The 19,678-nt window shown below is 42.1% G+C and carries 21 protein-coding genes; 8 read left to right on the top strand and 13 right to left on the bottom strand.

Annotated features, from left to right (window positions below; all coding sequences use genetic code 11):
* Window positions 1-4: 4 nt before the first annotated feature.
* The 7 genes from PseudUWO311_RS06745 to PseudUWO311_RS06715 all read right to left on the bottom strand — a co-directional run bounded on the left by PseudUWO311_RS06745 (window position 5) and on the right by PseudUWO311_RS06715 (window position 6,797).
* Entirely contained in the window at window positions 5-568 is a 564-nt protein-coding gene (locus tag PseudUWO311_RS06745; protein ID WP_142654427.1) for a Uma2 family endonuclease, read from the bottom strand.
* Between the two features lie 124 nt (window positions 569-692).
* Entirely contained in the window at window positions 693-1,592 is a 900-nt protein-coding gene (locus PseudUWO311_RS06740) for a glycosyltransferase family 8 protein (RefSeq protein ID WP_142654426.1), read from the bottom strand.
* Between the two features lie 22 nt (window positions 1,593-1,614).
* A complete protein-coding gene (locus tag PseudUWO311_RS06735; protein WP_142654425.1) occupies window positions 1,615-2,808 on the bottom strand; it encodes a glycosyltransferase in 1,194 nt (397 codons plus the stop codon).
* Complete coding sequence (locus PseudUWO311_RS06730; RefSeq protein WP_142654424.1) at window positions 2,805-3,308, bottom strand: plastocyanin/azurin family copper-binding protein; 504 nt, start codon at window positions 3,306-3,308, stop codon at window positions 2,805-2,807. The genes PseudUWO311_RS06735 and PseudUWO311_RS06730 overlap by 4 nt, the downstream gene beginning before the upstream one ends.
* 82 nt (window positions 3,309-3,390) lie before the next feature.
* A complete protein-coding gene (gene fabG, locus PseudUWO311_RS06725; RefSeq protein ID WP_142654423.1) occupies window positions 3,391-4,137 on the bottom strand; it encodes a 3-oxoacyl-[acyl-carrier-protein] reductase in 747 nt (248 codons plus the stop codon).
* Between the two features lie 127 nt (window positions 4,138-4,264).
* Window positions 4,265-5,827 (bottom strand): tetratricopeptide repeat protein, encoded by a 1,563-nt coding sequence (locus PseudUWO311_RS06720; protein ID WP_142654422.1) that lies wholly within the window; start codon window positions 5,825-5,827, stop codon window positions 4,265-4,267.
* 229 nt (window positions 5,828-6,056) lie between these two features.
* On the bottom strand, window positions 6,057-6,797 hold the full coding sequence (locus tag PseudUWO311_RS06715; protein WP_190303418.1) for a C39 family peptidase: 741 nt from the start codon (window positions 6,795-6,797) through the stop codon (window positions 6,057-6,059).
* 10 nt (window positions 6,798-6,807) lie between these two features.
* On the opposite strand from PseudUWO311_RS06715, the gene PseudUWO311_RS06710 reads away from it, so the two are divergent.
* The 3 genes from PseudUWO311_RS06710 (at window position 6,808) to PseudUWO311_RS06700 (ending at window position 9,371) form a co-directional block, all read left to right on the top strand.
* On the top strand, window positions 6,808-7,764 hold the full coding sequence (locus PseudUWO311_RS06710; protein ID WP_142654420.1) for a branched-chain amino acid ABC transporter permease: 957 nt from the start codon (window positions 6,808-6,810) through the stop codon (window positions 7,762-7,764).
* A gap of 298 nt (window positions 7,765-8,062) precedes the next feature.
* Window positions 8,063-8,284 (top strand): DUF4327 family protein, encoded by a 222-nt coding sequence (locus tag PseudUWO311_RS06705; RefSeq protein ID WP_142654419.1) that lies wholly within the window; start codon window positions 8,063-8,065, stop codon window positions 8,282-8,284.
* A gap of 148 nt (window positions 8,285-8,432) precedes the next feature.
* Window positions 8,433-9,371: a cyanophycinase gene (locus PseudUWO311_RS06700; RefSeq protein ID WP_190303417.1), complete on the top strand. Its 939-nt coding sequence runs from the start codon at window positions 8,433-8,435 to the stop codon at window positions 9,369-9,371.
* A 31-nt stretch (window positions 9,372-9,402) separates the two neighbouring features.
* Here the strand turns inward: PseudUWO311_RS06700 and PseudUWO311_RS06695 are convergent, their stop codons facing one another.
* The 4 genes from PseudUWO311_RS06695 to PseudUWO311_RS06680 form a co-directional block, all read right to left on the bottom strand.
* Entirely contained in the window at window positions 9,403-10,374 is a 972-nt protein-coding gene (locus PseudUWO311_RS06695) for an SPFH domain-containing protein (RefSeq protein ID WP_223807472.1), read from the bottom strand.
* A gap of 190 nt (window positions 10,375-10,564) precedes the next feature.
* On the bottom strand, window positions 10,565-11,926 hold the full coding sequence (locus PseudUWO311_RS06690) for a pentapeptide repeat-containing protein (RefSeq protein WP_142654418.1): 1,362 nt from the start codon (window positions 11,924-11,926) through the stop codon (window positions 10,565-10,567).
* Between the two features lie 33 nt (window positions 11,927-11,959).
* Window positions 11,960-12,712 carry a pentapeptide repeat-containing protein gene (locus tag PseudUWO311_RS06685; protein WP_142654417.1) on the bottom strand — a complete coding sequence of 251 codons (753 nt, stop codon included), beginning with the start codon at window positions 12,710-12,712 and terminating at the stop codon, window positions 11,960-11,962.
* Between the two features lie 253 nt (window positions 12,713-12,965).
* Complete coding sequence (locus PseudUWO311_RS06680) at window positions 12,966-13,247, bottom strand: hypothetical protein (RefSeq protein WP_142654416.1); 282 nt, start codon at window positions 13,245-13,247, stop codon at window positions 12,966-12,968.
* Window positions 13,248-13,325: 78 nt separating this feature from the next.
* On the opposite strand from PseudUWO311_RS06680, the gene PseudUWO311_RS06675 reads away from it, so the two are divergent.
* From PseudUWO311_RS06675 to PseudUWO311_RS06665, 3 genes are all read left to right on the top strand, one after another.
* Window positions 13,326-14,198, top strand: a complete 873-nt coding sequence (locus PseudUWO311_RS06675; protein WP_142654415.1) for a 6-carboxytetrahydropterin synthase — start codon at window positions 13,326-13,328, stop codon at window positions 14,196-14,198.
* A 66-nt stretch (window positions 14,199-14,264) separates the two neighbouring features.
* Window positions 14,265-14,555 carry a hypothetical protein gene (locus tag PseudUWO311_RS06670; RefSeq protein ID WP_142654414.1) on the top strand — a complete coding sequence of 97 codons (291 nt, stop codon included), beginning with the start codon at window positions 14,265-14,267 and terminating at the stop codon, window positions 14,553-14,555.
* A gap of 25 nt (window positions 14,556-14,580) precedes the next feature.
* A complete protein-coding gene (locus tag PseudUWO311_RS06665) occupies window positions 14,581-15,777 on the top strand; it encodes a WD40 repeat domain-containing protein (protein WP_142654413.1) in 1,197 nt (398 codons plus the stop codon).
* A gap of 37 nt (window positions 15,778-15,814) precedes the next feature.
* Here the strand turns inward: PseudUWO311_RS06665 and PseudUWO311_RS06660 are convergent, their stop codons facing one another.
* Window positions 15,815-16,825 (bottom strand): tetratricopeptide repeat protein, encoded by a 1,011-nt coding sequence (locus PseudUWO311_RS06660; protein ID WP_142654412.1) that lies wholly within the window; start codon window positions 16,823-16,825, stop codon window positions 15,815-15,817.
* Window positions 16,826-16,949: 124 nt separating this feature from the next.
* On the opposite strand from PseudUWO311_RS06660, the gene PseudUWO311_RS06655 reads away from it, so the two are divergent.
* Both PseudUWO311_RS06655 and PseudUWO311_RS06650 read left to right on the top strand, forming a co-directional pair.
* Complete coding sequence (locus PseudUWO311_RS06655; RefSeq protein WP_142654411.1) at window positions 16,950-17,549, top strand: anthranilate synthase component II; 600 nt, start codon at window positions 16,950-16,952, stop codon at window positions 17,547-17,549.
* A 63-nt stretch (window positions 17,550-17,612) separates the two neighbouring features.
* Entirely contained in the window at window positions 17,613-18,395 is a 783-nt protein-coding gene (locus PseudUWO311_RS06650; RefSeq protein ID WP_142654410.1) for an MBL fold metallo-hydrolase, read from the top strand.
* A gap of 34 nt (window positions 18,396-18,429) precedes the next feature.
* Here PseudUWO311_RS06650 and PseudUWO311_RS24330 read toward each other — a convergent pair whose 3' ends face one another.
* Window positions 18,430-19,530: a L,D-transpeptidase gene (locus tag PseudUWO311_RS24330; protein WP_142654409.1), complete on the bottom strand. Its 1,101-nt coding sequence runs from the start codon at window positions 19,528-19,530 to the stop codon at window positions 18,430-18,432.
* Window positions 19,531-19,678 lie beyond the last annotated feature (148 nt).

Raw genomic sequence — 19,678 nt, 5'->3', positions numbered from 1 at the left:
AAATCTAACTTTCCATTTTTAACCAGCTAAATAAAGCTTCAACTGTTAGCTCTAAAGGAATTATCTCTAAACTGGGTAAGCGATCGCTATTTACCATTAATACAGGTTGTTGATTAGGCTGAAATGTGAGGATGCTGCGATCGCTAGGATCGATAAACCAACCTAATTTGCTACCATTCAGAAGGCTATGTAAAATCTTGCCGATAACTTTGTTGGCATTTTGATCAGTTGAGAGAATTTCAATGATCCAATCTGGAGCACGATTAAAGTTGTCAGGAATTTCTCCATCCACGAGAAATGGAATATTTTGCCATTCAAACACTGCAATATCTGGAACAATTGAACGACCATCAAAAGTACATCTTAGCTCTGGGAAAGCATAGGCAAGTTTTGGTAATTCAGAAACTTGATTAATTTCTTGGTAAAGTTTGCCTTGCAATCTACTATGCCGTCCCTTTGGCATAATTTTTTGAGTAATACTATTGTTGATATATTCGCTAGCAGGTTCAGTCTCTGGTAATTGCAGAAATGCATCTAGGGTTAGAGTTTTGACAGGTGTTGCGATCATGATTATTCAACAATTAAAAATGATAATTGACGACAGACAAAGAATATTTCAGTAACCTAGTTGACTGTATCAAGATATTTTTTAGTATAAATATAATTGAATTAATAGCTGACATATATCTTACTCATTGGCGGAATCTATTCGTTGATATTTTATAGTACGACCTAGATAACCTAAGAGTTCTTTTCAGTTTGGCAAAAGAAAGATCAAGGTATGTTTTATAGTTTTTAAACTCAGTCTTACTAAGGATACTTTGAAATAAAGGATAGTTGCTATGGATAAATTCTCCTAAAAAGTCCCAAGGTTTAGGAGAGCCAACAAAATGAAAAACCCCATTTGTACTATCACTTTCGATAAATACTGAGCTTGGGTATAAAGCTACATTATAAGATTTATCCAGTTCATAGAAATTATTTTTATAGAATACATAGTTTAGTATTGTTTGGTCGGCAGCTAGGAGCATATTAGGATATTTATCAGCAAATTCTAAGCATTGCTTTGTAATATTTAGTTGTCTCCATTTTTCTAAATTAATCAACATTACTCCTGCATTAAAATATCTAGCGTCATTATCCAACCCAATAGATATAAAAAACTTGTTTTCTAGTGAGTAGCCTATGTTGCCAATACCTGAAACACCAATGACATATTCGTTTAAGTTTAGACAAAATAGAGAACTCAAGTCCTTTTTGACTACAAGATCGCTGTCAAGATAGATCACTTTATCTTCTGGTAGTAAGCTAGAAAGCATAAGACGTACAAATGTAAATTTGTTGCCATACAATCCCCTGTATTTACTAAAAATATGATCGTCAAAATCAATGACTTTTAGCTCATATTTGCCATCAAATGGTTGTAGAGTTTTTTGGATCTTAACTATATCTGCCGAATTATAACCCTTTTGCAAAAAATATATCCTAACTGAATGTTGCTGACTTTCCAATAAAGAATACAAGGTTACATGTAGTCCAACCTCAATATTTTTGTCAGCGCATAAAGCTACACATATCGTAGATAATTCCATTTAGGGTATCACTAAAAATTTTTTAAATATTTTGCAATGTAATTATATCGCGATAAATTGTAGCAAGTTGGGCACTGATAGATTGCCAACTATAGTTCTCAGCAATAATTTGCTGGGAGCGTGACCTGTTATGTAGTTTTTGATGAAAGTTTTGTAAAAAATTTTCCAATGTTACAACGATCGCATTAATCTCTAATTTAGTGACATAGCCGATCGCTTTTTCTTTTACCATAGGTGCGATCGCAACTCCATCAGTAATTAGCACTGGCGTACCAGCTGCAAGTGACTCCATCACCGCGATACCAAAGTTCTCGGAATGAGAAGTGAGCGTAAAAAGATCCGAGCCTTGGAGATAGAGATTTTTGATTTCGCCTTCTACAAAGCCGACTAGATGAGCGCGATCGCTTATGCCCTGAGCAACCAATAAATCTTGAAGCTGTTGCACATAATCAGATTCACCACTACCTGCGATTATCAAAGCAAAATTATATTCTTTTAATTTACCAAGAGACTCGATGAGATATTCCAACCCTTTTTTGGGATGGATACGTGACATAAATAGAAGAATAGGAAAGTGAGTGGGAATTTGCAGAAGTAATCGTAGATGAGATTGAGCATTGGGAATTAGAATCGGAATCTGCACTCCCAAAGGCAAAATAAAACTAGGAATATTTAACTTTAATAGATTGAATTCTTCTTGTTCTTGTTGAGTCGTGAAATGGAGCGATTGACTATGCAATAAATTGGAGCGTTCAATCACATTCAGATAGATCTGTTTGCGGAACTTACTTTGCTGTAACGACCATTTACATAGTAATCCATGAGGCATATTCAAGTAAGGTACTTTCCGAATACGAGCGATCACCATCGCGATCGTTGAAGCATAGGAAAAAATTGCATGTACATGGACTAGATCATATTCATTGATATGTTGCCATAGCCAAGTTGTCAGCGATCGCGAAAAGGCAAACTCACGTACAGCATTGATCTTTGGGGAAAATCTGGGAAAGAAACGAATCGGTATATTTCCATATTCTGCAAGCCGATCAGTAAGTTCGTATAGAGGCACATCTAGTAAGTCTTTACCATTGTCGTTAGTGGTCGCAATTTCTGCATCGATACCTTGCGATCTCAAAGCACCTACTATTTCAATTACAGCTTGGCTTGTCCCTCCGCGCAATGACGCTACCGAAGGAATGATATGAAGGACTTTCAATCTACTACACTAGGTTGAATTGTGATAAGACCACGCATTCCTGCTTCAGCATGTCCTGCGATCGCGCAATGTAATTCGTAAGTACCAGACTTAATCGGGATAAAAGTCCATGCAGCATTTGTATTCGGACGTAATTCTAATTCGCGAATATTGCCTTTAACTTCCACATTGCCTGCCACCACATTTTGCGTCCAGACCGCATCAGCAAAATCTTTACTGGTGAAATAATGCTTCATCCCACTGGTGTTGCTTAGTAATAACTTATAACGTTTACCAGATTCAAAGGTGAAGCGATCTGGAAAGAATTTTAGTTCATTAGCATTGTTGCTCAAACTGACCTTAACTTCGATCGCAGTTTGTTTTGTGAAATCGACTGACGCTAATTTGACTGTTTCATTGATAGGAGCAGCGATCGCCAAATTTGGACTAATCACCAAAAAGCAAATTGTAAATATCCAAATACTCAAAACTTGGCTAAAAATTTTGAAGGTGCGGCTCATATATACCTCTCTCAAAAAAACTAACAGAATTTAGGACTCGGCGATTTAATTTTTGTGGCGCGGCTTTGCCGCGCCACAAAAATTAAGCCATGACCATGCCGCCATCGACATTAAATACTTGTCCAGTAATGTAGGCTGCCGCAGGATCAGCCGCCAAAAATCTGACCATTCCTGCAATGTCTTCAGGCTGACCATAGCGCCCAAGCGGAATAAATTTGAGAATCTCTTCGGTATTCTTGAGATCTGCGGTCATATCTGTGGCAATAAATCCAGGTGCAACTGCATTTACAGTAATGCCACGACTCGCCATTTCCTTCGCAACAGTCTTAGTAAAGCCAATTACTCCAGCCTTAGCCGCGCTGTAGTTGCCTTGTCCGGGGTTGCCCATTTGGCCTGCAACAGAGGCAATATTAATAATGCGCCCTGATTTCTGTTTGAGCATGACTTTTGATACGGCACGGGTGGTTAGAAATACACCTGTCAGGTTGAGGTCGATTACTGCTTGCCAATCTTCTAGCTTCATTCGTAGCAACAGCGTATCGCGAGTAATGCCAGCATTGTTGACTAAAACATCTACACGTCCCCATGTGTCGATCGCTGATTTGAGCAAGCTCTCTACCTGCGCTTCGTGAGATACATCGGCATGGAAGGCGATCGCTTCGCCACCTTTACTTGTAATTTCAGCAACAACTTCTTCCGCCGCACTAGCAGAACTAGCATAGTTCACGACAACTTTTGCACCTTCATTTGCGAGTGCAACTGCGATCGCGCGTCCAATGCCCCTAGATGCACCTGTGACAATCGCCACCTGACCTTCTAAAAATCCCATGCTTATATTCAAAACTCCATAATCTATTTCATAATTCTGGTCGCGCACATCGCGACTAGAATCACAGTTTAACGATTTGAGTGTCACTTAACACATAAAAACAGGCTGTGCCAAGCACAGCCTGTTTTTATGTAATTCCCTGCAAGGCTTGGATTGCCTGTTGGGTGCGCTTAATCCATTCGGCATCACGATTTTCTTCGTATAACTTCAGGGCTTCTTGATAAGAGCGAATCGCATTACTTACTTCACCCTTCAGCGTATACAAAGCCCCTAATCCGAAATGTGCCTTAGCAAAAGTGGGATTTAAAGATAGTGCTTTGAAATAGGCAGTTTGAGCTTCACCGAGTCGTCCTCGATCGGCGTAGGCAAGCCCCAAACTGGTATAGTCCACCCATAAGTCTTCTTTACCGATCGCAATAGTTTTTTGGAAAGCATCGATCGCCTCATCACTATTGCCCTGAGCACGCAATAAATTGCCGAGATTGCTATAAGCCACCGCATTCTTGGTGTCAATCGCAACCGCCTGACGAAACGCAGTAATTGCCTCAGAGTTACGGTTTTGATCTGACAAAACCCGCCCAAGATTGTTGTAAGCCGCCGCATATCTAGGATTAATTGAGATCGATTTCTCATAGGCAGCGATCGCCCCTTCGAGATCGCCTTGCCGACGCAGAGCAAGCCCTAAACCATTGAAAGTACTAGCAACCCTCGGATTGATTTCTGTACTACGCTTAAAGGCTTCCGTTGCTTCAGGAATATTTCCTTCGCGCAACAGAGCGCTACCTAGAGCCGCATAGATATCGGCATTGCGAGGATCTTGTTCGGATGCTTTGCGGAAAGTCGCGATCGCCTTTTGCCGATCATCGAGTTGGTTGTATGCTAAGCCAAGATTGTAATAAACATTCGGGAAATTTGGATCAATCGCAGTTACCCGTTTATAAGCATCGATTGATCCTGCATAGTCACGATCTTCATACAGCGAAATTCCCAGTGCAAAATGGGCTACTGCATACTGCGGAGCAAGCTCGATCGCCTTGCGATAAGATGCGATCGCCTCTTGACGATTGCCTTGACGACGCAGAACAGTTCCTAGCCCGTTATGGGCAAGAGCATATTTAGGATCAAACTCAATCGCCTTGCGAAAAGAATCGATCGCTCCCTGAATATTATTTTTGCGTTCATACGCCAACCCCAAATTGTAATAAACAGGCGCAAGGTTAGTGTCTGCCTTGCTAAGTTGCACAAACTGGTTATAAGCATCAATTGCCCCATTAGCATCACCTTTTTGATAAAGGGCAATCCCCAACCCGTAATATGCAGGTGTATAGCTTTTATCGATTAAAATCGCTTGGCGGTGAGCTTCGATTGCACCTTGGATATCCCCCTTTTGGCGCAATGTTACACCCAATCCATAGTAAGCAGGCACTAACTCTGGACTCTCCGCGATCGCTTGGCGGTACAGAGCAAGGGCGCGATCAAGTTGATTTTGCTCTCTAAGAGAGTTAGCGCGTTCAACCAACTTGATTGGTGTATTGGCTAGTGGATCACTCTGAGAAATTTTTGGAGTAATCTCATTGGTCGCAGTCGATGAAGTTTGAGCTAAGGCGATCGGGTCAAGAGCAGGAGCGAGACTGCATATTAGCGGAAGAAATCCTACTAGCGCGATCTTCGTAATTGCGGTTTTGATCATAGTTAATATTGCTTTTAGCTTGTTTCTGCCATCAAAAGTTATGGGTTAGTAAAGCAGAAATGAGAATGAGCAGTAGGTTTATAAATTAGAAGAACAAATTAGAAGAGCTGAGTCTTGATCCATCACACCACACCAATGACTTTAGCAAGGAAACCCATCAAATTGTAGATCTCAATTATTTATCGTATTTGCTTGGTCACTTTAATATGATGAGTCGAACGGCGTAAATCTATTTGTCTACCCACACAATTGTTCTTGCTTCTACACCATTACTTTTGAGGACACTGGAGATCGCACCACTTACATCTCGATCCAAGCCTAAATTCCACATTGTCTGAAAATCTTGGTATGACAAAACATAAGTTTGGCTATTAGTGTCTGTATAAGTAATTTGTTGGCTTTGGGAATCGGCTCCTGTAACTACAATCCAGTGTAGATAAGGGATCGAGCCAATATAGGGGATTGATAAACCGCCAACGCGCACCAAGGCGATCGCAGGTTTACCTGATTGCACTAGCTTAATTAACTTATTAAAGTTAGTTTGTGGGGATCTCCTGACGCGATCGCCTTCCCATCGTTGCATCACCTGTTGCAAGGTCTGCGGCGGCGTACCAGTTCGCACCTCAACCCATTGATTATTTAAAGGATTACGGAATTTTTGTGGCAAAAATAGTTTTTTGTCAGTCGCGGCTCGAACTGTTGCATAGTTAACATCATGACCGTAATAACGTAATATCCGCGCCGCCGAATTAGGTCCACAACTCCAGCTATCATTCTGTGCGCCTGTATCGGGCAGTTGAATTGGTTCAGACGAGCCATTAGTAGCAACTAAATCCTGAGATTTATCTTGAGATTTTTTTGCTGCTGCATGGGGACGATTGAGCGTGGTAACTGCTGATATTGCTGGTGTGACTGTTACGGCTATGGCGATAGTTGCGATCGCAAGTGTAGAATTTTTTAAAAAACCCATAAAACCTCGCATGGACTTTTCGGTATTTTTACAGCAGTTTTTAAATGGCTTGTCGATTGGCAGTGTCTACGCCATCTTTGCCCTTGGCTACACATTAGTATTCTCGATTTTAGGAATCATTAACTTTGCTCACGGTGCTGTGTTTACGCTCGGAGCATATTTTACTTATGTCCTCTGTGGCGGTGCATTTGGATTTAATGGCATACTTGCCAACTTATCCTTACCTAAAGAACTGCATTTACCCTTTTTTGTTGCCATTTTCATCAGCAGTATTCTCGCTGGATGTGTAAGTATCCTGATCGAGCGGATTGCCTTCCGCCCACTACGCGATCGCAAAGCCGATCCATTGCTCACCTTAGTTTCTAGTTTGGGCGTAGCTGTAGTCATCGTCAATACGATTCAATATTTTGTTGGAGCCGAGAGTTATAACTTCCCCGCCAATATTTATGGCAACCTACCACCAGCAATAAATTTTGGCACAATCGACAAACCAATTAACATTCGCACCGTCCAAATAGTCATTTTTGGTGTGTCAGGTATCATTTTAGCAATTCTCACCTATGGGATTAACTTCACCAAGCTAGGCAAAGCGATGAAAGCCGTAGCTGAAGATGCTACCACCGCTAGTCTTTTGGGCATAAATACCGATTTTTTCATTCTGCTTACCTTTTTTGTGTCAGGCTTCTTGGGCGGACTAGCAGGAACTCTAGTTGGCTCCAGTGTCAGTATTTCTGGTCCCTATTTTGGCATCGGCTTTGGCTTAAAAGGGCTAGCGGTAATCGTCCTAGGTGGACTGGGCAATATTCCTGGAGCCGTCGTTGGGGGGATTATCTTAGGACTCGCGGAGTCTTTTGTACCATCCGATCAGTCAGCATACAAAGATGCCGTAGCTTTTGCTTTACTATTTATCGTCCTACTTGTCCGACCACAAGGACTCCTCGGCAAAACCTTCGTCCAGAAAGTGTAGAAAAAAAAGCGCCGCTTTTTTTTCTACGTAGCTAGGCATGACCAAATATAAAACCCCAAAATCTGTACCGCCCGCGTAGCGGGCGGTACAGATTTTGGCTCTGGGTTTTTAATTATGCTGAGGTAATTAACAAGAAATATTTTTTTCTTTTGAGTTTCATTTACTTTTATGTATTAACTAAAACTCCGTGAGAAGATAATTAGAGTATGTATTCTACGTCACAGACACAGATTATTTTTAGATAATATCAAAGCATCAAGCAAATTATTAAGCAAAAGCCTATACAGAGGGTTTGGTTATGTTGCACTCACTTTATTATTCCATCAGCGCTATTCAAGACGAAGCAAGACATTTACTCGAAAGCGGAAGACTCACACGAAGTCAACCCATTCATACTCTTTGTCGTTTCTTTCGCGATCGCGAATGGTGTCAAATCGAACGTGAACTAGAAAACAATCAATATCTATTGCGCGATCGTATTTGTGATTTAGTCAGTCGTGAATGTTGGCAGAGTGATTAAGTTATTACAAAATTGGAGAACAAATCTTCCACTTATTTTGTGGTGAATTGACGAAATACTAGTCTTTAACTGCACAAAAGTTATACAATCTGACAAGGTTTAGCCTTATTGCTAACCATGTAAGCATCAATGGAGGTTATACAAACCATTGGCGAGTCAGCAAGAGCAAAAACTGAGTCAAGGCATTAGCCTAATCAACCGCCTCAAAAAATTTGTTGACCAATCTGCTAATATGCTGAATTTAGATGAAGATGTGGCAATAGATAGGGGCATGACTCAAATTATTAAGTCGGCGGTAATGGTAATTGGTGGTGGAGAGGATAAAGTCCAAGACCGCAAAATTCTCAAAGCCTTTGTAGAAAGTTCTGGTGGCTCCCAAGCTCGCATTGCTATAATTCCATGCGCCTCAAGAGAACCTGATATTATCGGGAGAATTTATCATGATATTTTTACTGAACTCGGTGCAAGTGTAGTTGAAGTATTAGATATTCGTGAACGTCCTCATGATGACTATCCCGAAGCCGAGGCTCTAGTAGATCGGTTTACAGGCATTTTCATGACTGGTGGCGACCAGTTGCGTTTATGTGGCTTGATTGCTGATACTCCCTTTGCAATCACGATCGCCAAGCGCATAGATCAACATCGGATGGTTTTAGCTGGCACAAGTGCTGGTGCTGCGGCTATGGGCTATCACATGATTTCAGGAGGCAGTAGTGGCGAGTCACCTCACAAAGAACTCGTAAACATGAGTACTGGCTTAAATATACTGCCTGAAATTATTGTTGATCAGCATTTTCATAACCGTAATCGCATGGCTCGTCTAATGACTGCGATCGCTGCACATCCTGACAAAATTGGCATCGGTATCGATGAAGATACAGTGGCAATTTTTGAGCCAAACAATACTATGCGAGTTCTAGGACGTGGGACTGTCACCGTAGTCGATCCTGGTGAGGTTTCCTACAGCAATCAACTATGGGTTAGTGGTGCTGCACCTTTAACAATCCATAACTTGCGAGTACATATTCTTGCCGCAGGCTGTAAATATCACATGCTCAAGCGCATTCCCATTAGTCCATCGGTATAAATAAAAAAAGGCTCGCTTTGCGAGCCTTTTTTTATTTAGTCCAATCTCCAGCCTCTGGACTATCAACAATTGATTTAAGCCCTTCTAGAGTTGAAGGCAGCGATCGCGGATCCATAAACATCACTTTGCTACTGCCACTGGAGCCAATGGTCGTTCCCATCGCGATGTAGTTCTGAGCTAACAAAAATTGTAGAGCCTCGTTTGCTTGAGGATTACCTTTCATAGACTGCAATAACACTTGCATAGCCTGAGATGTCCCTTGAGCTTTTAACACCTGCTCTTGGCGCTCCGCTTCAGCACGTAAAATTCGTGACTGCTTCTGCCCCTCTGCTTCTAAAATGGCAGATTTTTGAGAAGCTTCAGCATTAAGTAACTGCGACTCAGCCAAGCCCTTCGCTTGATTAACGGCAGCTTCGCGCTCACCTTCTGAATTAAGAATTGCAGCCCTTTTTCTGCGCTCCGCTGTCATTTGCATTTCCATAGCTTCCTGCACAGCTTTTGCAGGTAAGATGTCCCGCAACTCGACCCTTGTTACCTTCACGCCCCAAGGATCGGTAGCATCATCTAAGTCCCGTAATAGAACTTCATTAATTTTGTTTCTTGCCGTGAAAGTTTCGTCAAGCTCTAAGCTACCTAATTCGGCACGAATCTGAGTCAAGACGATATTTGCCATCGCTTGACGCAAATTTTCTACACGATAAAAGGCTTTTTCCATGTCAACGACCCGCCAATAAATCACTGCATCGGCAGTAATTGCCACGTTATCGCGGGTAATACATTGCTGTGGTGGAATATCTAGTACCTGCTCCTTGATCGATCCCTTGTAGCTGACGGTATCAATAAAGGGCAAGATAAAATGGGGACCAGCAGGCAGTTTTCGTTTGTATTTACCAAACGAGGCAACCAGTGCTTCTTCGCCTTGGTTAACTATTTTAAATGACGAACTACCGATGCCAAAGAAGACACCTGCACCGATCACAAAGCTAAATAATAAGTCCACCATAATGTTTTTCCATTGTTGCTCGAAATCACGTTAATAATAGCGCGATCAATCTTAGATGTAGGTTAAGTAAAGGCAAAAGAAAGAAATCTGTGAATGTCCAGATCCCCACTTCCCAGATCCCCGACTTTTTCTTTGTTAGCAAAGATAACTTTTGCTTGTCACAAAAAAAGTCGGGGATCTTTAGGATTGTCTATACACCGAAAACTTTGCTCACGGTTTCGACAATTTTGGCGATCGTGGGAATGTTGTCGATGATGCGTTTTAAGGCTCTGATCACTTTGCTGGCAAGGGTTGATTTTTCTTCAGGCTTGTCGTGAAGGGCAATTTTGGCAAGATTTTCGACTTGTTCAAGAGCATCGGCTTTATCTTCATCGGCAAGATCTTTGTCGGCGCTAATGACTTCTTGCAGTTGAGTTAAGAGAGTTTTAATATCGCCACTGTCTGCTTTGTTCGGGATTTGGTTAATCGCATTGGTGACATTGCCTTTAATTTCGCCAAGGTTGATCACGTTACCAGAAATATCTCGACCTGCTTTGATTGTTACGGGATTTTGCTCTGCCACTGATTTAGCCTCATTTTGAAAGGTTGGACTAACGTTAATGTTAGATGATTTTGCTATTTGAAGAATTTCTTTGATATCGGTTATGCTTTGCTTCTGAAGGAGGAACATCGCATCCTTAGATTCTAATTGAGCTTGATATTTTGCCTCAATTTCCTTGAGTTTGGTTTCGTAACCAAGATCGAAATTATGCTCAAATTTACCTTTATCCGTATCCTCTGGAACGGCTACCGTTAATTCGACATCTTGACCTTTTTTCTTGATTTCTTGAATATCGTCAGGATTTAGATCTGGATATTCTTCTGTAAGTTTTTCCCATGCAGCGATGAAGGCTTCGCGGTTGATGCCGTTGCGAATCAGTAACTGCAAAACATTGAGAGTTTCGCTGTAGCGTTTGGTAAAGTCACCTTCTTCAAATTCTTTGTTAGGATCGTGGGGACGGCGTTCGCGGCTGCCTTTGGTGTTGGGATGCTCTAGCTCGAAGACAAAGCGACAATCGACATCATCGAGTTTAGTGGTGTGGTCATAGCTCCAACCTTCTAGACAAACGCCTGTCATTTGTGCGCCTGTGAAATCTGTGCCAATTGCTTGGGCTTCGGTGAGGTTTACCCATTCGAGATTTGCATTACGGAAACTGGCTTCACTGAGAATGGCGCGTTTGAAGTTGACATTTTCTAAATAAACACCGTCAAGATTTGCACCGCGCAGGTTTAAGCCTTCGTAGGATTTGCTTGGGTTGGGTTTGCCTGTTACCAATAGTTCACGTACTTCAGGGTTGGATAGAATTGATTGTCCAACTCTTGCGCGATCTAGTTTTTTGGATTGATTCCAAAGAGTGTGAGCTAGATCTGTATTTTTGGGAATATTCTGGTCGCGATAATTACGGAAGTCACTGCTTTTCAAATTTGCTTGCGTAAAATTAGCATTCCGTAAATCTGCACCACGAAAACTCGTCCCACCAATGCTGGCAAAGGCTACACTAAACTTTAGCAATATATTAAATTTGGGATCGCCTTTTAAAGCACGCTAAGCAACATAAATACTTAGTAGCATTGTAATCCCAACCCCACCTAAAGATACAGCCAAAGCCTTAAACAAATTAGAAGAAGTAACGATAGTAAAACTTAGAAATATAGACACAACCCCACCCATAGATATAGCCCCAACCAAAGCCACAGAGACGGCTCCAGCCAGTGACGCAGCTAAAGATACTGCCCCAACCAAAGATACTGCTTCAGACAAAGCCAAAGTCACAGCTACAATCACTGACAGAACCAAAGACCCTGCCCCAGCTAAAGCCCCAGTCAAAGTCATAAAAGATACAACATGACTCCCCTCTCTAGTCCAAAATACAGCCAAAGTTAAAGTTGCAGCCAAAGCTAAAGCCAATGCTATAGTCCCAAAAGCCATTAAGGTGAAACCTTGACGGACAATTGCAAAAAACGTCACAGCCAAAGCGAGTACGATTAATATTCCAGGAGCGATTGTGTAGGAATCAATAGAACTAGAAGTAAAGAAACCGAATATCCAGAAGCTAGAAAAGACTGCAAAAACACTTGATAAAAATGACATTACAAGTGACAGAACTAGCTGAAAAGCTAACCACTGCTGCTGCACTCCTGTCTCAGCTTTTGAGAAATTTGCCTCTCTCAAAATCGCATTTGTAAAATCTGTACCCCTTAGATCCGCGCCGCTAAAGTCTGCTCCTGAGAGATCTTGCCCCTTAAACGATCGCCCCCGCAAGTTTTGACCAGCAAAGTTTTTTGCCGTAGAGGTCATAGCAGCTATTCCCAAATTTTTAGATTGATTTTACGATAAATAGCTGTAGGGGCATAGCATTCCCGCAGAAATTTATAAATTCTCAGATTCCCAACCTATGGGAATGCTATGCCCTAAACCTCACAACGTAGGGACAATTTATCGGTGTAAGCGAAGAGGGTTTAGCATTTGCGGATCGAGATTTTCGTGGTGAGTTTGAAAATAGTGGCGCAAATGCTAAACCCCTACAGGTGGTATATGGTGATGAAATCATTTATGGTTCGATACCTAATGTAGCTAAGCGATCGCGCAATTTTTGAGCCTCTAATTCAGCAAGTCTAGCTCGTTCCTCCGCAGACTCAGCACGCTGAGTTTGTTCCTGCAAAGCCGCAAATAGCTCGCTAGGGATTAACAACTTTTCCCCATTGTCTTGTCGATAGAAATTTATCAGGGAATCTTCAACTTCGAGACGCAATCCTAAAACTTGACTCAATCCATCAGCGATCGCCTCATAAACCAGTGAATCTTCTTCCTTGCCGCAAATATACTGAGTCACGAAGCGATCGCTGAAAATGTTAACGTATTAAGAGAAATTTACAATTCACTAAGCCTTGTTTTTAATGGCTAATTCCTGATGGCTAAATGTGTAATTAATCGCCGTGCTGAGTTTTCAGCCAGTCATCGCTACTGGCTACCCGAAATTCCAGACGAGGAAAATCAAGCCAAATTCGGCTTATGTACAAACTTTCCACCTCATGGACATAACTATGTCTTGTACGTTGGGATGCAAGGAGAGATTGATAACACTGGCATGGTGCTAAATCTTTCTGACGTTAAGTACACCATTGCCCGTGAAGTTACGTCGCAATTAAATTTTTCCTATCTCAACCAAGTATGGGAGGAGTTCGATGCAACTCTTCCCACCACTGAAAATATTGCCCGTGTGATTTGGCAGCGTTTAGAACCATACCTGCCATTGGTCAATATTCGCTTATACGAACAACCTGAACTCTGGGCTGATTACAAAGGTAACGACATGCAAGCATATTTAACGATTAGTACTCACTTTTCTGCCGCCCATCGCCTCGCACTGGACACACTTTCTCTCGAAGAAAATACTGCAATCTATGGCAAATGTGCTCGTGTGCATGGGCATGGACATAATTACCATTTAGAAGTTTCTATTGCTGGCGAGATTGATCCACGAACTGGAATGATTGCCGATTTGAGCGATTTTCAAAAAGCTTTAGATCTACATATCCTTGATCCGATGGATCATACTTTCTTGAATAAAGATATTCCTTACTTTGCTGAAGTTGTCCCAACTGCCGAAAATATTGCAGTCTATATTCAAAAAGTTTTGACTCAGCCAATTCGTGACATCGGCGCAAAGTTGCACAGTATTAAGTTGATTGAAAGCCCAAATAACTCCTGCGAAGTTTATGGGGAATATCAACTTTCTGACATTGAGCATTCACTAGAAGAAGCCTTAGCCAAAGTTAGCTAGTAACAAAATCAAGATAGGCGGCTTTGCGCCGCCTATCCACAAAACAAAGTTACAGAAATATTTATCATGCCAGAACTAAATACTTCTACGGAACATGAGCCTGTAGAAGAGATTGTCATCGATCGCCTTGAGTTAGACAAGGTAATTGCGCGGCTGACTAACACCCTAGAAGATGGTGTAAAAAATGGGATTAAGCGTGGATTGCTCCATTTGCCAGCTAGCGATCGCCATTTGTTACTCGTAGCATCCGACATGGTGCAAAAATCCAAGAAATTTCCTAATTACAAGCTGACCTTTTATCACAAAGGCATGGGCGAAGGCACAAACACTTGTGCTGTTACCTTTACAGAATTATAAGTGACGCTTCCTTAACCATGAGCTGATGATTGCCAAGCTGAAGCCAACCGCGCAGGATGCAGTTCTCGGAGGTCAAGTACCACCGCCGCTTGGTGCTGTAGTGCTAGGTGGTTTGGAAGGGGTGAAACGCAGATTAAGCAGTCCCGAGATCGCACCCAGAATTGCTGCACTTACTGAAGCCCTCAACTATGGCGAAACAGGTTTGAACTTGGTTTTGCACGGTTTAGAAGATGAATCGCTCAAAGTACAGCGCACAGCTCTTTTATTACTTTGGCGCAGACCTGAATCTCATATCCGTAAAGTATTAGCCGAATATAGTCAATATCACCTATTTGATATCGTCGATACTTTGCAAGGTCATGCCGATGCGATCGCTTCTCTTGCATTGTCAGTCAATGGCAGGATTTTATATAGCGCTGGTGCAGACTTCAGCATCAAGGTCTGGGATTTAGGTAAAGACAGAACTCAACATAAGCAGATTGGTACGATTCGCGGTCATAACCATATTGTTACGTCCATTGCCCTCAGTGCTAATGGTCGCATCTTAGCTAGTGGTAGTCGCGATAAAACGATTAAACTCTGGGATGCGCGATCGGGCAAAGAACTGCTAACGCTCACAGGGCATATCGGCTACGTAAATTCGGTAGCAATTACACCCGATGGCAAAACTTTAGTTACAGGCAGCCAAGACACCACGATTAAGCTTTGGGATATCAAAACGGGTACAGAAATTCGCACTCTGCGCGGTCACACAAGCCTTGTAGATTCCGTTGCATTAAGTCCTGATGGCAAAGCAATCGCTAGTTGCAGTTGGGATACAACGATTCGGGTATGGGACTTAATTTCTGGCAAACAACTCTGGGAATTTATCGGACATTCGGCGCGAGTTCTATCCTTTGCTATTAGTCCAGATGGGCGCACCCTTGTAAGTGGTAGTCTCGATACCCGCATCAAGGTCTGGGATTTGCACACTGGCAAAGCTGTACGGACTTTAGAAGGACATTGGGGTTGGGTCAAGTCTCTAGTTATTAGTCGTGACGGCAAAACCTTAATTAGTGCTAGCTATAAGGAAATTCGCGTGTGGAACCTAGAAACAGGTGAACCAATTCAGATCCTCAATGGACATATCAATCTGATCAATGCGATCGCTCTCAGCCAAGATGGACAAACTTTAGTTAGTGGTGGCGAAGACTGCAATATCCACATCTGGGGCGTTCCCTAACCAAAAAGGTTGTGCAAAGCACGACCTTTTTGGTTTTTTAAATGCTGCGTAATCGCTTAATTTGGCGATCGCTTTGTTGAGCCCATTGAAGATTTTTTTGCTGATTAAAATAAGCTTGAGCTTGAATAAAAGATTGAATTGCATCTTGCTTTTGTCCAGCCCTTACCTGTGCAACTCCAAGTGTGTAATGAGCCTCAGCATAGTCTTTACGGAATTGCAAAGCATTACGCAGTTGCCCGATCGCCTTTTCCGTTTCACCTTGAATTAATAAAGCCGCTCCCAAATTGTAATAAGCCTCTGCATATTCGGGATTCAGTTGCAACGCTTTGGCATAGTAGGATATTGCCTTTGAGAGATCACCCTGAGTTTGAATTAATAAACCTAAGTTATAAATCGTTTCGGGAGCTTGAGGATTTAGCTTCAGAGCTTGATTGAGATTTGCGATCGCGTTATTTATATCCTTTTTGTCTTTAAAGGCCAGACCCAGATTGTAATAGGCGACTGAGAGCTTGGGATCGAGACGAACGGCTTTTTGTAAATTAGATATGGCTTGATTAGGATCTCCCGACTGCAACTGTGCTGCACCTAAATTGCTAAAAGCCATTGCAAACTTTGGATCGAGCCTGGTTGCCCGTTGAAAAGAATGAATGGCTTCTTTGAGCTTGCCCCCCTGTGCGTAAGCCAGACCGAGGTTGTAATGTGCAGCCGTGAGTTCAGGATTTTTCTTAATCGCGGCTTGAAAAATCACCACCGCCCCTTCCAAATTCCCTAGTCGCACATAGGCATTACCACGCTCTAAAAGCTGATCGGCAGTTTCATTGGGTGGCACAACAATCTGTTGCTGGATCTGCACTTTTTGCGGTGGCTTTTCACGCAGTTGCGCGATCGCCACATCTGCATAACTCACACCAACTAATAAGTAGATAGACCCAATTAAAAACCCAAAACCTGTTCTGCTCGCATAGCGGGCAGAACAGGTTTTGGTTCTGTTTTTTAATTGTGCCGAAGTACTTAAGACCGACGCGAAAACTCCCAAAACTGGTTTCATAATCTTTTCTGGTCTGAATTCTTGATAAAGAATGTTAAATTGATAAGGCTAAATTTAAGCAAAAAATTAGCGATCTCTATTAAGTCCAAAGCTTCAAAAAACAAGCAATACAAGCCCTGTAAACATGATTCTCGTTATCGACAATTACGACAGCTTTACCTATAACCTTGTACAGTACCTTGGAGAATTATTACCCGAATTCCCCACATTAGGAGAAATTATAGTTAAACGAAATGACGAAATAAGCATCGAAGAAGTTAAACAACTTCGACCTGCAGGAGTCGTAATTTCACCAGGACCTGGTCGTCCCGAAGAAGCGGGGGTATCGCTAGATATTATTCGAGAAATGGATGCAAATACTCCGATATTAGGTGTATGTCTCGGTCATCAGAGTATGGGTTTGATGTATGGTGGCAAAGTTGTCTCTGCACCTTACTTAATGCATGGCAAGACCTCACAAATTTATCACACTGGAGTCGGTATTTTGGCAGGACTAGCCAATCCGTTTACGGCAACTCGCTATCATAGTTTGGTTATTGATCGTCACAACTGTCCAGATGTACTTGAAGTTACAGCATGGACTGAAGATGACATAATCATGGGAGTCCGACATAAACAATATCCTCACGTTCAAGGCGTACAATTCCATCCTGAAAGCATCTTAACTGAGGCAGGCAAAGACTTGCTGCGAAACTTCCTAAAAGGATTAAGCGTCATAGTCTAATAATTTAAGTACCGTTGTAAAACATTCTCCACATAACCCAAAATAATCAATTAACTAAACAACATGCGCCGCAGACAAATTCTTCGACTCGCTCAAGGTGGACTAATATCAGCATTTACCGCAGGAATCATTGCTGATGCAGCTAATTCACAAACGAATTCAACCCTAAGACTTCAGTGGATGGGGCATCTGTCATTCTTGATCTCAGGAGATAGTGTCAGTTTTTTAACACATCCTTTTCGTCCTGCTGGTTGTACTGCCAAATTGACTTCTCCTACAGCAAAATCTGACTATATCCTGATTAGTTCTCGGCTGCTTGACGAAGGATATTTGGAGAACCTCCCCAAAGATACTCGAGTTTTGTCTGAGCCAGGTTCTTATAACCTGAAGGGGATTAATCTTCAAGGCATTACAATGGATCACGATCGCATTGGTGGTCGCAGATTTGGACGCAATGTGGCATGGCGATGGAAACAATCAGGTATTTTTGTCTTGCATTTAGGCGGAGCCGCAGCTCCTATCACCGCCTCTCAAAGAATTTTAATGGGTCGTCCCGATGTTTTGATTTTGCCGATTGGCGGTAATGCTCAAGGTACAGATCCGATGCAACTAAAAGCTTATTCTCCTGTTGAAGCTAGGGCGATCGTGCAAGAGCTTAATCCACGAATTGTCATCCCCACTTATTACCGTACTGACAAATCCAGTAATTCTTGCCAATTAGCATCGGTAGATGAGTTCCTCGCGCTCATGCCCCCTGATAGTGTGCGTAAACTTGAAGGCTCAACTCTAGAGCTGAATGCAGGTAGCTTGCCTCAAACCACTGTAGTGCGGGTTTTAAAAGCTTAAAAAATAAAAAAGGGGACGCAAAGCGCCCCCTTTTTTATGGTGATACTCTCACTATAGTTCCCACGGTCACTTGGCTAAATAATTCGCGAACATCTTCGTTGTACATACGGATACAGCCATGAGATGCAGCTGTGCCCACCGAAGCGCGGTTAGGTGTGCCATGAAAGCCAGACCAATCCTTCCCATTTGTCCAAAAGCCAATCCAGCGATCGCCTAAGGGATTTTCAGGATCTTTGCTAGGAATTACGTCACCCGTAAAAGGATTTTGCCAAGCAGGATACTCAATAGTCTCTAAAACACGGTGATTGCCGATTGGGGTGCTCCAGCCTTCCTTTCCAACAGCTACAGGATATGTTTTTAAGGGGATTTCACCATGAAAGGCAGTAACTTTGCGCTTGCTGATGCTAACTTCGAGACGAGTTATTTGCATCAGTTCACGATCCCACAGTTGCCGATTGGGATTAATTGTATAGAGTGAGCCAAGAGCTGGCAATTTCTTTTGATAAGCCAGAGCTTGATAAAGAAGTACTACAAGTTCACTTTTAGTAATCGCCGTAGTAGGTGCGAGAACACGAGGATCTGGATAATTAGTGACTAAGCCTTGTTGGGTAAGTATTGCGATCGCAGGAATAGCATAGTCAGGGACTTTCAAGGCATCACGATACATTGATAGCAAATATGTCTGAGGCGTTTTGTGAGCTTTGCTATTCAGACTAAGCTGACTGGAGATTGCCACTAATACTTCAGCTTTGGTGGCAAAGTCATTGAGTCTTGTGGTAATTCTTGGTGCATTGCGGTTAGCAAAGGCGATCTCTAGCAAGTTAGAAAGTTCAGCGCGGGTAATGGGGCGATCGGGCTGAAATTGGCTAATTGAATCAGGATTAACTAAAGCAGCATTCAAAGCTGGCTGAGACAATAAACCTTCAACAAACAAGCGCGACCAATGTTTTTGTAAATCTATGAATAAAAAACGATTAGGATTTGATTTATTGGCAGAATTTACCTTTACTTCCTGAGCATTTGCCTCAAAGATATGGTTTTGAGTACTCCAGCTTAGCGAAATAAAAGTATAAACATTTGCGGCGATCGCAACATTCACAAAAGAAGATAAAAGACTTTGCGATCGCATTCTCATAAATTTCAATTACTCTTGCGCCTAGGATGGATTGTATTAGACAAATTAGCTATGCAGTCTAGCATATACATCAAGATATTTGAGTGCTGCAAACCTTGTAAAGTATGAAGACAAAATGGTTATTTAATAGGCTCTATTTTTAGTAAGC

Origin of the sequence: Pseudanabaena sp. UWO311 (assembly GCF_006937785.1) — a bacterium.
Taxonomy (GTDB): Bacteria; Cyanobacteriota; Cyanobacteriia; order Pseudanabaenales; family Pseudanabaenaceae; genus Pseudanabaena.
This window is presented reverse-complemented; position numbering and strand designations above follow the sequence as displayed.